Genomic DNA, 12,895 nt, shown 5'->3' on the forward strand with positions numbered 1-12,895 from the left:
AATCCCTGGGTGGTCCCTGGGCGTCCAGGGCGTCCCTGGGTGCCGTTCGGTGTGCCGGTTTGCCTCCAAGGTACCCCTCGGGAGCCCGGTACATCCCCTTATGGGTGGTGATACCCCGCGGGCTCCCGATGCACCCCACGCCGGGGGCCGCGGCGCAGCAACTTCTACAAGACTGTAGATTTTACTTACGCATGACCATCACGCGTGACCATCGCTTCACACATGGAGGAGACCCTCATGGCGCTGTGGGACCGGATCAAGGATTCCGCCCAGACGATGCAGACCCAGCTCGTCGCCAGGAAGAACGACCTCAAGAGCGGCGCCTTCCGGGACGCGAGCATGGCGATGTGCGCCCTGGTGGCCGCCGCCGACGGCACCGTCGACCCGGCCGAGCGCCGGCGGGTCGCCCAGCTCATCGCGACCAACGAGGTGCTGCAGAACTTCGCCGCGGACGATCTGCAGCGCCGCTTCGACGGCTACCTCGACAAGCTGACCGCCGACTTCGACTTCGGCAAGGTCAGCGTGCTCCAGGAGGTCGGCAAGGTGAAGAAGAAGCCGACCGAGGCGCGCGCCGTCATCCAGATCGGCATCGTCATCGGCGGCGCCGACGGGGACTTCGACAAGACGGAGCAGGCGCTGGTGCGCGAGGTGTGCTTCGCGCTGGGCATCGCGCCGGCCGAGTTCGATCTCTGACCCGCGCGGTCCGGTTCCCGAGCACGCGCGCCGTACGGCCTCCGGGCGGGCGGAAGCGGGACCGGCCCCCAGGGAGGGCGGGAGAGGTGCGGCGCCCAGCGGCGACCGCTCCTCTCCCACCCGGGCGGGACGCTCGGGCGCCGACGCTCAGACGTTGACGCCGAAGTCCGCGGCGATGCCCGCCAGACCGGACGCGTACCCCTGGCCCACCGCGCGGAACTTCCACTCCGCACCGTGCCGGTAGAGCTCGCCGAAGACCATCGCGGTCTCGGTCGAGGCGTCCTCGCTCAGGTCGTAGCGGGCCAGCTCGGCCCCGTCCGCCTGGTTGACGACGCGGATGAAGGCGTTGCGGACCTGGCCGAAACTCTGCCCCCGGCTCTCCGCGTCGTGGATCGACACCGGGAAGACGATCTTCGCGATGTCGGCGGGCACGGCCGACAGGGCGACGTTGAGGGACTCGTCGTCCCCCTCGCCCTCACCGGTCAGGTTGTCGCCGGTGTGCTCCACCGAGCCGTCGGGGCTGGTGAGGTTGTTGTAGAAGACGAAGTGCGCGTCCGAGGCGACCTTGCCCGCCTCGGTGCACAGCAGCGCGCTGGCGTCCAGGTCGTAGTCGGCGCCCGTCGTCGTCCGTACGTCCCAGCCGAGGCCGACCGTGACCGCGGTCAGTCCGGGCGCTTCCTTCGACAAAGAGACGTTGCCGCCCTTGGCCAGCGAGACTCCCATGGCTTCCTCCAGGTGTTGCCTGCGTTCCGGGATCGGCCAAAATCTACAGGAGTGTAGAAGTAGAGGGGCCGAGTCTGCGGCGCCGGGCGACAGGCCGGTGTCCGAGCGCCCGGATCCAGCCACTCGGCGACCGGCCACGCCGTAAAATGCCCCGATGTCCCGGCCAGCGGGACACCCGGCGTGATGGGAGGCGACGGCATGGGCGGCAAGCCCTTCGGGAAGGCGCCCGGCGCTGGGGGTGCCCGCCGGCGCGGACAGGGCGAGCTGGAGGCCCAGGTGCTGGCCGCGCTGCACCACGCACCGGGTCCGGCCTCCGCCGCCTGGGTGCAGGAGCGGCTCGGCGGCGACCTCGCGTACACGACGGTGATGACGATCCTGTCCCGGCTGCACGCCAAGCAGGCCGTCACCCGCGAGCGGTCCGGCCGCGCCTATCTGTGGACTCCGGCCGCCGACGAGGCCGGGCTCGCCGCGCTGCGGATGCGCCGCGTCCTGGACGGCGAACCGGACCGCGATGCCGTACTGACCAGCTTCGTCTCCGCGCTCTCGGCACACGACGAGCAGTTGCTGCGCGCCCTCCTCGACCGCGCCACGACCGGCGACGACGACGGTGACGGCGACCCGGCCGACGCCACGGCCACGGCCGCGGAAGCCCCCGCGACCCCCGCCCGGCACCACCCCTCGGACGAAGCGCGCGGAGGCTGACGGTGGGCGTCTTCGTGTTCCTGCCGCTCGTCCTGCCGCTCACCGCGCTGCCGATCGCCCGGCTCGCGGAGCAGCACCTCCACCCGCGCGTCACCACCCGCCTGCTGACGCTGCTCGCCACCGTCCTGGGCGTGTGCAGCACCCTGTGCCTGGCGCTGCTGATGGTCGTCGGCACCGCCCAGCTGCCCGGCAATCCGCTGCCCGACGGCTGGTCGGACCCCGAGGTGCGGGCCGCGGTCCCGTACGCCGAGGTGGCCGGCGCCGCCGCGATCCCGCTGCTGGCCGCCGCGCTCGCCGTCTGCGCCGCCGCACTGCGCCGGCACCGCCGGATCCGGGCCCGTACGCACCGCGCGCTGGACGTCCTGCCGGCCGGCGCCGACCCCGCGGTGCTGCCCGACGACGATCCGTACGCCTACGCCGTGCCCGGCACCCCGGGCCGCCCGGGCCGCCCCGCCAGGCCCGGCCGGATCGCGGTCTCCCGCGGCATGCTGCGCAGCCTGGACGGCGATGAGCGGCGCGCCCTGTTCGCCCATGAGCGGGCGCATCTGCGCTGCCACCACCACCGATATCTGCTCGCCGTACGCCTGGCCGGCTGCGTCAATCCGCTGCTGCTGCCGCTGCGCTCCGCGGTCGCCTTCGCCACCGAGCGCTGGGCGGACGAGGAGGCGGCGCGGGTGGTCGGCGACCGGCGGCTGACCGCGCGCGCCGTGGGCCGGGCCGCGCTGGTCTCGCGCCCCGGGCCGGCTCCGGAACTGGCCCACTTCGCGGCGCCCGCGCCGGGGCCGGTGCCGCGCCGGGTGGCGGCGCTGCTCGGGCCCGTGCCGCCGGCCCGGCACTGGCCGCCGGCGCTGACCCCGGCGGGCCTGGCGGCGTTGATAGCCGCCGCGGGCACGGCCGCCTCCGCGCTCTCCGCGCTCAACGCGGCGGTGGCACTGTTCCTCGTCCTCAAGGCGGCGACGCCGCTCTGACGCCCCGGGCCGCGGGGTGATCGGTGGTCCGGTCGGCGATGCGGTGGTTGTCTCGGTCCGTGGTCCGTCGGTGGTCCGGTCGCCGATGCGGCAACCGGTGCGTTCACCCGCGCATGGTCGGCGGACCGGACCGGACACGCCAGAGTGCGCCCGGTTCGCCGTTCCCGGAGCAGCCGGCCCGCTCTAGCGGCACACTGATCCCTGGCCCTCACCGGGACCCGCCCGCAGACCGCTGTGAGCGGTCGCATAACCGGCAACTTCTACAACCTTGTAGACGCGCCGGTAGAGTTGCGCGGACATATGCGCAACAGGCGCGTCCGGAGGGGGAGATGGCGACGAGGTGCGGACTCCTGAGCTGGGACTGCCCGCCTCCAGAGGCGGAGGTGCGATGGGTCTATCAGCCCGTGGAGGTCCAATACCCGGACGACACATGGGAATTGGGCCGGATCAGCGCCTGGTGGACCGACGATGCGGGAGAACTGTGGTGTCGGCTGCGCACGCTTCCCGGCGGCACGGGTCCGCAGTGGTATCGCTACGACCCCGACTCCATCCGGCTCCTGCCCAGTACCGGCATCTGACCGGCCGCCTCCGCCGGTTACCGCTGAGGCCGACCGCGGGCGCGGTTTCACGTGAAACCGTGCCGTCCCCCGCACAGCACTACTCGCACTACCAGCACCGCTCGCATCACCAGCAACAGAAGGACCAGAAGGGCCATCGGCGTGCATGACAGGCAGACGCACCAGAAGACGGCCCGACGGGGCGGCGGCGCACCCGACTCGTTGCGTACCGGCGACGAGTCGCGCACCCGCGACGATGACTCACGCACCCGCGGCGACGGCTCCCGGGCGGGCGGTGGCACGTCCCGCCGCAGGCGCGACGGCTCCTCCCGCACGGCCGACGGTTCCTCCCGCGCGGCCGGCAGGTCCCGGCGGGCGGGCGGCACCGGCAAGGTGCGGATGACCCGCCGCGGGCGCATCGTCGCCTGGACCGGCGGCGTGCTCGGCGTCCTGCTGCTCGGCGCGGCGGGTGTCGGCGTCTGGGCCTATATCCAGCTGGACGGCAACATCCGCGGCGCGGACATCAGCGTCGACGGCAAGCGGCCGACCAACCTCAGCCCCGGCTCCAAGAACATCCTGCTTGTCGGCTCCGACAGCCGCGCGGGCGCCAACGCCAAGTACGGCAGGGATCTGACCACCATGCAGTCGGACACGCTGATGGTGCTGCACATCTCCGCCGACCACGAGTGGGCCACCGCGCTGTCCTTCCCCCGCGACTCCTGGGTGCAGATCCCCGCCTGCACCCGCGGCAACGGCACGAAGTCGTCCCCACACCACTTCAAGATCAACGAGGCGTTCTCGATCGGCGGCGACGGCGGCGACATCTCCAAGGCGGCGGCCTGCACCATCAAGACCGTCGAGCAGAACACCGGACTGCGCATCGACAACTTCGCCTCGATCGACTTCCAGGGCTTCAAGGGCATGGTCAATGCCCTGGACGGCATAGAGGTCTGCCCCAAGCACGCCATCCATGACAAGAAGGCCCACCTCGACCTGGAGGCGGGCTGCCAGACCGTACGGGACGAGAAGGCGCTCGGGTACGTGCGTACCCGCTACAGCGTCGGTGACGGCTCCGACCTGGGCCGCATCGGCCGCCAGCAGGAGTTCATGAAGGCGCTGGGCAAAAAGGCGCAGGAGAAGCTGACCAGCCCCGGGTCTCTCTACGACTTCCTCGACTCCGCGACCAAGTCCGTGACCACCGACAGGGATCTGGACGGCATCGACGCGCTCACCGACCTCGCCTCGACGGTCAAGGACATCCCCAGCGACCGCCTCACCTTCGTGACCGTGCCCAACTACTACCGCGAGGCCGACGTCCCCACCGACAAGGCCAATGTGGTCTGGCAGTACCCGCAGGCCAGCCAGCTGTTCAGCGACCTCGCCCATGACCGCGAAATCGGCGCCGCCGGCAAGAAGAAGCTCGCCGAGGCCGCCAAGAACCCCGTCACCGCGCACTCCGTGCAGGTCCGCGTCCTCAACGGCACCGGCACCCCCGGCCAGGCCGCCTCCGCCGCCGAGCAGCTGCGCAAGCTCGGCTTCACGGTGATCGCCACGGGCAACGCCCCGGCGACCGACAAGACCGCCCTCACCTACCCCGCCGGACTCAAGGTCCAGAGCGAGGTGCTCGCCGCCCACCTGTCCGGCGCCAAGGCGACCGAGTCGGCCGGCGCGGCACCGGGCGCGGTGACGCTCACGATCGGGCCGGACTTCGCGGCGAAGTTCGGCGGGTAGGCGCGCAAGGCAGTGCGGCGGGCAGTGCCGTGCGGCGGCATTGCCCGCCGTGCGGCACTGCCGTCGCCGCGCATGCCGAAGGGCCCTGTGTCCGCACCGGCCGGCACGTCATGCCATACGCACACAGGGCAGGTCAGGCCAGCTCCAAGGCACCGCAGGCGCAGGGCGTACGCCGTCAGACCCGCAGCTGCTCCACGTCAGACCCGCAGGTGCTCCACCGGCCGGGCCGTGTGCACCTCGATGTCGTGCGCGGCCCGCTGCACCAGCTGATGGCTGAGGTCCGACATCGCCCGGGCCACCGCCAACTCGTCCCCGATGGCCGGGACGTTCTCATCGGCGGGGTTGCAGCGAGCCGTCCCCTGGCCGACCATCTGTCCGCCTTCCTTGCCGCGCAGCCTGGCCTCGGCCCTGACCTCGCTGTCGGTCTCGATGATGGTGATCTCGGCATCCCACATCTTCGTGGTCACTGGAAGCCTCCTCATACGCCCCATACGCAGCACAGGACCTGCCCCCAACAAAATCGTCGCACCACCGCCGACGGGCCGCACCTGGGGATCACCGCACCTCAGGTGTGGGGTTTTCCCCATGGTGGGGGACGCGGCGGGCGACCTAGCCTGAGGTTCGTGGCGCCGGAGTGGGGACCGGGCCGCTTACCTCAGCAACTTTCCAGCACACCGGGGGACTTCATGAGCAAGCGCGTCCGCGTCATCGGGACCGTCGCGACGGTCTGCGTCGGGGCATGGGGCGTCGGCGCCTGCGGACTGCTGCCGAGCAAGACCTTCAAGGACGACGCCACGGTGTCGAAGAAGATCACCGCCATCCGGATAGACGGCGACTCCGGCGGGCTCACGGTGCACGGCGGCAAGGGCGGGGGCGCGGTGTCGGTGCACCGCGCCGTCACCTACCACGGCGACCGGCCCGAGGGTAAGACGTACCGCGTCGAGGACGGCGTCCTGGTGCTCGGCGACTGCGGCGACGAGTGCTCGGTGGACTACACCGTCGAGGTGCCGGCGGGCATCCCGGTGAGCGGGGAGACCTCGAACGGCTCGGTGAGCCTGAGCAAGGTGGGCGCGGTGGAGGTGACCACCAGCTCCGGAGAGGTCGAGCTGGACGGCGTCACCGGCGCGGTCGACGTACGGACCTCCAACGGCCAGATCACCGGCCGCGGCATGTCGGGCAAGCGCATCGACGCCGAGACCTCCAACGGGAGCATCGAGCTGTCCCCCGCCACCGCGCAGAACATCCGGGCGAAGACTTCCAACGGCTCCGTCACGGTGAAGGTGCCCAAGGGCCCCTACCGAATATCCGCACAGACCAGCAGCGGCGACAAGGACATCAACGTGGCGAGCGACCCGGCGGCGCGGTACCGGCTGGACCTGATCACCAGCAACGGGGACATCACCGCGGAGCCGGCCCAGGCCGGCTAGTCAGCGGGGCGGCCCGGGCCCGACCGGCAGGGCCCGCCCGCCGGGCGCGCACCCGGCAGGGGCCGGCGCGTCCGCCCGGCCCCCTCCGTCGCCACCGCCGTACGGGCCGCCGGTGCTCAGTCCTCGCCCTCCAGCTCCCCTTCCGTCTCCAGGAAGGCCTCGCGCAGGGCCGCCAGTGTCTCGGCGTCCGGCTTCTCCCACATACCGCGGGACTCGGCCTCCAGGAGGCGTTCGGCGATGCCGTGCAGGGCCCAGGGGTTGGCCTCCTGGAGGAAGGCGCGGTTCTCGGGGTCCAGGACGTAGGTCTGGGCGAGCTTGTCGTACATCCAGTCGGCGACCACGCCCGTGGTGGCGTCGTAGCCGAACAAGTAGTCCACGGTCGCGGCGAGTTCGAAGGCGCCCTTGTAGCCGTGGCGGCGCATCGCCTCGATCCAGCGGGGGTTGACCACCCGGGCGCGGAAGACCCGGGAGGTCTCCTCGACGAGGGTGCGGGTGCGGACCGTCTCGGGCCGGGTGGAGTCGCCGATGTACGCCTCGGGGGCCTTGCCCTTGAGTGCCTTGACGGTGGCGACCATGCCTCCGTGGTACTGGAAGTAGTCGTCGGAGTCGGCGATGTCGTGTTCGCGGGTGTCGGTGTTCTTGGCCGCGACCGCGATGCGCTTGTAGGCGGTCTCCATCTCGTCCCGGGCCGGCCGGCCTTCCAGCCCGCGGCCGTAGGCGTAGCCGCCCCACACGGTGTAGACCTCGGCGAGGTCGGCGTCCGTGCGCCAGTCGCGGGAGTCGATCAGCTGGAGCAGGCCCGCGCCGTAGGTCCCGGGGCGGGAGCCGAAGATCCGGGTGGTGGCGCGGCGTTCGTCGCCGTGCGTGGCGAGGTCCGCCTGGGCGTGGGCCCGTACGAAGTTCTCGGAGGCGGGCTCGTCGAGGGAGGCGGCCAGCCGTACGGCGTCGTCCAGCAGGCCGATGACGTGCGGGAAGGCGTCCCGGAAGAAGCCCGAGATGCGCAGGGTGACGTCGATACGGGGGCGGCCCAGCTCGGTGAGCGCGATCGGCTCCAGGCCCGTGACGCGGCGCGAGGCGTCGTCCCAGACGGGGCGGATGCCCAGCAGCGCGAGGGCCTCGGCCACGTCGTCGCCGCTGGTGCGCATCGCGCTGGTGCCCCAGAGGGAGAGGCCGACGGACTGCGGCCATTCGCCGTTGTCGGTGCGGTAGCGCGTCAGGAGGGAGTCGGCGAGTGCCTGGCCGGTCTCCCAGGCGAGCCGGGAAGGGACGGCCTTGGGGTCGACGGAGTAGAAGTTGCGGCCCGTCGGCAGGACGTTGACCAGCCCGCGCAGCGGGGAGCCGGAGGGTCCGGCCGGGACGAAGCCGCCGCTGAGCGCGTGGACGGCGTGGTCGATCTCGTCGGTGGTGGCGGCGAGGCGCGGCACGACCTGGCGGGCGGCGAAGTCGAGGATGTCGGCGACCGCGTCCGGGTGGCCATCGGCGATGCGGGCCACCGCGGCCGGGTCCCAGTCCGCGTCCTCCATCGCCTGGACCAGGGCGCGGGCCGTCTCCTCGGCCTCGTCGGCGGTCGTACGGGTCGCGGCGGACTCGTCGAGGCCGAGCGCCTCGCGCAGGCCGGGCAGGGCCTGTGTGCCGCCCCAGATCTGCCGGGCCCGCAGGATGGCGAGCACGAGATTGACGCGGGCCTCCCCGGCGGGCGCGCCGCCCAGGACGTGCAGACCGTCGCGGATCTGGGCGTCCTTGACCTCGCACAGCCAGCCGTCGACATGCAGCAGGAAGTCGTCGAAGCCCTCGTCGTCGGGGCGTTCGTCCATCCCCAGGTCGTGGTCGAGCTTGGCGGCCTGGATCAGCGTCCAGATCTGGGAGCGGATCGCGGGCAGCTTGGCCGGGTCCATGGAGGAGATCGCCGCGTACTCGTCGAGCAGCTGCTCCAGGCGCGCGATGTCGCCGTAGGACTCGGCGCGGGCCATCGGCGGGACGAGATGGTCGACGAGGGTGGCGTGGACCCGGCGCTTGGCCTGGGTGCCCTCGCCCGGGTCGTTGACCAGGAAGGGGTAGACGAGCGGGAGGTCGCCGAGCGCGGCGTCCGGGCCGCAGGCGGCGGACAGTCCCGCGTTCTTGCCGGGCAGCCACTCCAGGTTGCCGTGCTTGCCCAGGTGGACCATGGCGTCGGCGCCGAAGCCGCCGTCCTCCTGGGAGGCCGCGATCCAGCGGTAGGCCGCCAAGTAGTGGTGCGAGGGGGGCAGATCGGGGTCGTGGTAGATCGCGATCGGGTTCTCGCCGAAGCCGCGCGGCGGCTGGATGAGGATCAGGAGATTGCCGCGGCGCAGGGCGGCCAGGACGATGTCGCCGTCGGGGTCGCGGCCCGGCTCGCCCGTGTGGCTGCGGTCGAGGAACATCTCGCCCGGCGCCGGCCCCCAGTGCTCCTCGACGGCGTCGCGCAGCTCCTGCGGCAGCGTGGCGTACCAGCGCCGGTAGTCCGCGGCCGGGATGCGGACCGGGTTGCGGGACAGCTGCTCCTCGGTGAGCCACTCCTGGTCGTGGCCGCCGGCCTCGATGAGGGCGTAGATCAGCTCGTCGCCGTCGCCGGACTCCAGACCGGGGACGGGCTCGGCGGTCTCGTCGCCGAAGTCGTAGCCCTCCGCCCGGAGGCGGCGCAGCAGAGCGACCGCGCTGGCCGGGGTGTCCAGGCCGACGGCGTTGCCGATGCGGGAGTGCTTGGTCGGGTAGGCGGAGAGCACCAGCGCCAGGCGCTTGTCGCCGGCCGGGATGTGGCGCAGCCGGGCGTGGCGTACGGCGATGCCGGCGACGCGGGCGGCGCGCTCGGGGTCGGCGACGTACACCGGCAGACCGTCCTCGTCGACCTCCTTGAAGGAGAACGGGACGGTGATCAGACGCCCGTCGAACTCGGGGACGGCGATCTGGCTGGCGGCGTCCAGGGGGGACAGCCCCTCGTCGTTCTCCTCCCAGGCGCTGCGCGATCCGGTCAGGCACAGGGCCTGGAGGATCGGCACGTCGAGCGCGGCGAGCGCGCCCGCGTCCCAGGACTCGTCGTCGCCGCCGGCGGAGGCCTCGGCGGGCTTGGTGCCGCCGGCGGCCAGGACGGTGGTGACGATCGCGTCGGCCGGGCGGAGGGCGTCGATCAGCTCCGCCTCGGGTGCGCGCAGCGAGGCGACGAAGAGCGGGCGGGCGCGGCCGCCGGCCGCCTCGATCTGCTCGCACAGGGTCCGCACGAAGGCGGTGTTGCCGCTCATGTGGTGAGCGCGGTAGTAGAGCACGGCGACCAGCGGGCCGCTGTCGTTGCGGCTCTCCCGGTCGAGGGGGCCCCAGGTGGGCGCGGGCGCCGGCGGCTCGAAGCCGTGGCCGGTCAGCAGGACGGTGTCGGAGAGGAATCGGGCGAGCTGGTCGAGGTTGGCGGGGCCGCCGTGCGCGAGGTAGGCGTGCGCCTCGGCCGCGATGCCGACGGGGACCGTGGACTGCTCCATGAGCTGGGCGTCGGGGGCCTGTTCACCGGTGAGCACGACGACCGGCCGGTGCTGGTCCTCGGCGAGCAGCAGGTCCAGCCCCTCCTGCCAGGCGCGGATGCCGCCGAGGAGGCGTACGACGACGAGGTCGGTGCCCTCCAGCAGCGCGGGCAGCTCGGCCACGTCGAGGCGGGCGGGGTTGGCGAGACGGTACGGCACCGGGCCCGTGGCCGCGCGGGCGCTGAGCAGGTCGGTGTCGGAGGTCGACAGCAGCAGAAGCATGCGAGCGCAGGCCTTCCTCGGGGTGTCCGCGCCCCGGGTGGTCGTATGGACGGCGGGAGTTCCTGGCTCACCCGGCGCCGGCCGGGTTCACAGTGGCGGGACCGCGCCGGATTCTCACCGGGCTTCCTCCCTTGGGCGCCGTCGCTGGCGTCCGGTGGGCCAGCCGACCCACCGACCTGCATAGTAAGGGCTGCGGACGGCCAAGGTAAGCGGGCCCTGGGGCCGACCGCCGCGGACCGCTCCGCTCCGCCCGGGCCGGGTCCGCGGCCGCGTAGGTGGCCGGTCGGCGACCGGTCCGTGGCCGGATCCGCCCCGGATCGGCCGCCCGGCGTCGTGGGTATGCTCGCCGCCATGCCGCCCTCCCCCTCGATCCGGCCCCTGGGGTCCGAACCGCCCCTACGGGACCGCGGTGACGCCTGCCCGGGGGCGCTGCGGCTGCACCCGGCGGCCGACGGGCGACTGGCCCGAGTGCGGGTAGTCGCAGGTGACTTGACGGTACGTCAGGCCGAGGCGTTGGCCGACGCCGCGGACACTCTCGGGGACGGCCGGCTCTCCCTGACGTCCCGGGGGAACGTGGAACTGCGCGGCCTTGCCGAGGACTGCGGCGGCCCGCTCGCCGCTCTGCTGCGCGACGCCGGTCTGCTCCCCTCCGAACACCACGAACGCATCCGCAACATCCTCGCCTCCCCGCTGGCCGGGCTGGACCGGCACACCCCTGCTGACGTGCGGTTGTGGGCCCGTGACCTGGACTCTTCGCTCTGCGCGAGCCGGTCGGCGACCGCGCTGTCCGGCCGTTTCCTCTTCGTCCTGGACGACGGACGGGGCGATGTGGCGGCGCTGGGCGGGGATGTGAGCTTGGTCGCAGAACCCTCCACGGTGGCCGGGCGGACCGGCTCCGGCGCCGGTGGCACCGCGCTGCTGCGGGTCGGTGACGATCCGGCGGCGCTGCGGATCGCCGGCCCGGACGCACCGCGCGCCGCGCTCACCGCCGCCCTGACGTTCCTGGACACCGCCGCGGCGAGCGGTAGCGGCGCCTGGCGGATCCGCGAACTGCCGGACGAGCACACGCTGACGGCCCGGCACGTCGCCGAGCGGCTACGAGCGGCGGGCATCACGGCGGAGCATGTGACGGACGGGGCAGGGGCTCTGCGCTCGGTGACCGCGCACGCCGAGGAGTTCCCGGACTCCTCCACCCCGGGGGTGGTCGAGGGCGCCGACGGCCGCCGGGCCCTGTGCGTGCTGGCTCCGCTGGGCCGGCTGAGCACCGCCCAGTGGCGCCTGCTCACCGCCATCGCCGCCCAGGACGGCTCCGGTGCACTGCGCCTGACGCCCTGGCGCGGAATCGTCCTGCCCGGTCTGCCGGCCGCCGCGGCCGCCGCCCGGTCGGCCGAGCTGTCCGCCGCCGGCCTGGTCACCGACCCGTCCTCTCCCTGGCACCGCCTCGGCGCGTGCACCGGCCGCCCCGGCTGCGCCAAGTCCCTTACGGACGTCCGCGCGGACGCCGCGGCCGCGGTCGCCGCGGGCGCGCGGACGCCGGACGGCGGCCCGGCCCCGGCCGCCTGGGCGGGCGGCGCGCCCGTCCACTGGTCCGGCTGCGAGCGCCGCTGCGGCCACCCTCACGGCACCTGGGTCGACGTCCTGGCAACGGCCGACGGCTACCAGATATCGGTCGTACGGCCGGATGCACCACCAGCAACACAAGAAACGAGGCCACAGTGACCGCCTTCGACTACGAGAAGGACGGTGCGGCGATCTACCGCCAGTCCTTCGCCACGATCCGCGCCGAGGCGGACCTCGCCGGGCTGCCCGCCGACGTCAGTCGGGTGGCGGTCCGGATGATCCACGCCTGCGGCATGGTCGACCTCGTACGCGATCTGGCGTTCACCCCCGAGGTGGTGGCCAACGCCCGCAAGGCGCTGCGCGCCGGTGCGCCGATCCTGTGCGACGCCAACATGGTCGCCAGCGGCGTCACCCGCAAGCGGCTGCCGGCCGACAACGAGGTGCTGTGCACGCTCGCCGACCCGTCGGTGCCGGAGCTGGCCGCCCGGATGGGCACCACCCGCAGCGCCGCCGCGCTGGAGCTGTGGCGTGACCGCATGGAGGGCGCCGTGGTGGCCGTCGGCAACGCGCCCACCGCGCTCTTCCGGCTGCTGGAGATGATCGAGGAGGGGGCACCCCGCCCTGCCGCCGTCCTCGGCATACCCGTCGGCTTCATCGGCGCGGCGGAGTCCAAGGACGCGCTGATCGCCCACCCGTCGAAGCTGGACCACATCGTGGTGCGCGGACGCCGGGGCGGCAGCGCCATGGCCGCGGCCGCGATCAACGCCCTGGCAAGCGAGGAAGAGTAA

The 12,895-nt window shown here is 73.0% G+C and carries 11 protein-coding genes and 1 riboswitch; of the genes, 8 read left to right on the forward strand and 3 right to left on the reverse strand.

Features of this window, described 5'->3' with window-relative positions; translation table 11 throughout:
• Positions 1 to 237 precede the first annotated feature (237 nt).
• Positions 238 to 693 (forward strand): tellurite resistance TerB family protein, encoded by a 456-nt coding sequence (locus WAB15_RS20440; RefSeq protein ID WP_399146098.1) that lies wholly within the window; start codon positions 238 to 240, stop codon positions 691 to 693.
• A 147-nt stretch (positions 694 to 840) separates the two neighbouring features.
• Here the strand turns inward: WAB15_RS20440 and WAB15_RS20445 are convergent, their stop codons facing one another.
• On the reverse strand, positions 841 to 1,416 hold the full coding sequence (locus WAB15_RS20445) for a TerD family protein (protein ID WP_399145968.1): 576 nt from the start codon (positions 1,414 to 1,416) through the stop codon (positions 841 to 843).
• A gap of 198 nt (positions 1,417 to 1,614) precedes the next feature.
• On the opposite strand from WAB15_RS20445, the gene WAB15_RS20450 reads away from it, so the two are divergent.
• From WAB15_RS20450 to WAB15_RS20465, 4 genes are all read left to right on the forward strand, one after another.
• A complete protein-coding gene (locus tag WAB15_RS20450) occupies positions 1,615 to 2,118 on the forward strand; it encodes a BlaI/MecI/CopY family transcriptional regulator (RefSeq protein ID WP_407287117.1) in 504 nt (167 codons plus the stop codon).
• A 2-nt stretch (positions 2,119 to 2,120) separates the two neighbouring features.
• Positions 2,121 to 3,086, forward strand: a complete 966-nt coding sequence (locus WAB15_RS20455) for a M56 family metallopeptidase (protein WP_407287118.1) — start codon at positions 2,121 to 2,123, stop codon at positions 3,084 to 3,086.
• 329 nt (positions 3,087 to 3,415) lie between these two features.
• Positions 3,416 to 3,664 carry a hypothetical protein gene (locus WAB15_RS20460; RefSeq protein ID WP_407287119.1) on the forward strand — a complete coding sequence of 83 codons (249 nt, stop codon included), beginning with the start codon at positions 3,416 to 3,418 and terminating at the stop codon, positions 3,662 to 3,664.
• Between the two features lie 378 nt (positions 3,665 to 4,042).
• Positions 4,043 to 5,374 carry an LCP family protein gene (locus tag WAB15_RS20465; RefSeq protein WP_407289259.1) on the forward strand — a complete coding sequence of 444 codons (1,332 nt, stop codon included), beginning with the start codon at positions 4,043 to 4,045 and terminating at the stop codon, positions 5,372 to 5,374.
• A gap of 197 nt (positions 5,375 to 5,571) precedes the next feature.
• On the opposite strand, the gene WAB15_RS20470 is transcribed toward WAB15_RS20465, so the two are convergent.
• Entirely contained in the window at positions 5,572 to 5,829 is a 258-nt protein-coding gene (locus WAB15_RS20470; protein ID WP_399146096.1) for a DUF1876 domain-containing protein, read from the reverse strand.
• 231 nt (positions 5,830 to 6,060) lie between these two features.
• On the opposite strand from WAB15_RS20470, the gene WAB15_RS20475 reads away from it, so the two are divergent.
• A complete protein-coding gene (locus WAB15_RS20475) occupies positions 6,061 to 6,801 on the forward strand; it encodes a DUF4097 family beta strand repeat-containing protein (RefSeq protein WP_407287120.1) in 741 nt (246 codons plus the stop codon).
• Positions 6,802 to 6,917: 116 nt separating this feature from the next.
• Here the strand turns inward: WAB15_RS20475 and cobN are convergent, their stop codons facing one another.
• Positions 6,918 to 10,547, reverse strand: a complete 3,630-nt coding sequence (gene cobN / locus WAB15_RS20480; protein WP_407287121.1) for a cobaltochelatase subunit CobN — start codon at positions 10,545 to 10,547, stop codon at positions 6,918 to 6,920.
• 35 nt (positions 10,548 to 10,582) lie between these two features.
• A riboswitch (cobalamin riboswitch) is annotated at positions 10,583 to 10,736 on the reverse strand.
• 162 nt (positions 10,737 to 10,898) lie between these two features.
• Here cobN and cobG point away from each other — a divergent pair.
• Positions 10,899 to 12,266, forward strand: coding sequence for a precorrin-3B synthase (cobG, locus tag WAB15_RS20485; RefSeq protein ID WP_407287122.1), 1,368 nt, complete (start codon positions 10,899 to 10,901; stop codon positions 12,264 to 12,266).
• Entirely contained in the window at positions 12,263 to 12,895 is a 633-nt protein-coding gene (locus tag WAB15_RS20490; protein ID WP_399145961.1) for a precorrin-8X methylmutase, read from the forward strand. The genes cobG and WAB15_RS20490 overlap by 4 nt, the downstream gene beginning before the upstream one ends.

This window comes from Streptomyces sirii (genome assembly GCF_045690365.1).
Taxonomy (GTDB): Bacteria; Actinomycetota; Actinomycetes; order Streptomycetales; family Streptomycetaceae; genus Streptomyces; species Streptomyces sirii.

What these genes read in the sequence shown, in the direction of transcription:
- WAB15_RS20440 (WP_399146098.1), top strand. Translation starts at nt 238, where the DNA reads ATGGCGCTGTGGGACCGGATCAAGGATTCCGCCCAGACGATGCAGACC.
- WAB15_RS20445 (WP_399145968.1), bottom strand. Translation starts at nt 1,416, where the DNA reads ATGGGAGTCTCGCTGGCCAAGGGCGGCAACGTCTCTTTGTCGAAGGAA.
- WAB15_RS20450 (WP_407287117.1), top strand. Translation starts at nt 1,615, where the DNA reads ATGGGCGGCAAGCCCTTCGGGAAGGCGCCCGGCGCTGGGGGTGCCCGC.
- WAB15_RS20460 (WP_407287119.1), top strand. Translation starts at nt 3,416, where the DNA reads ATGGCGACGAGGTGCGGACTCCTGAGCTGGGACTGCCCGCCTCCAGAG.
- WAB15_RS20465 (WP_407289259.1), top strand. Translation starts at nt 4,043, where the DNA reads ATGACCCGCCGCGGGCGCATCGTCGCCTGGACCGGCGGCGTGCTCGGC.
- WAB15_RS20470 (WP_399146096.1), bottom strand. Translation starts at nt 5,829, where the DNA reads ATGTGGGATGCCGAGATCACCATCATCGAGACCGACAGCGAGGTCAGG.
- WAB15_RS20475 (WP_407287120.1), top strand. Translation starts at nt 6,061, where the DNA reads ATGAGCAAGCGCGTCCGCGTCATCGGGACCGTCGCGACGGTCTGCGTC.
- cobN (WP_407287121.1), bottom strand. Translation starts at nt 10,547, where the DNA reads ATGCTTCTGCTGCTGTCGACCTCCGACACCGACCTGCTCAGCGCCCGC.
- cobG (WP_407287122.1), top strand. Translation starts at nt 10,899, where the DNA reads ATGCCGCCCTCCCCCTCGATCCGGCCCCTGGGGTCCGAACCGCCCCTA.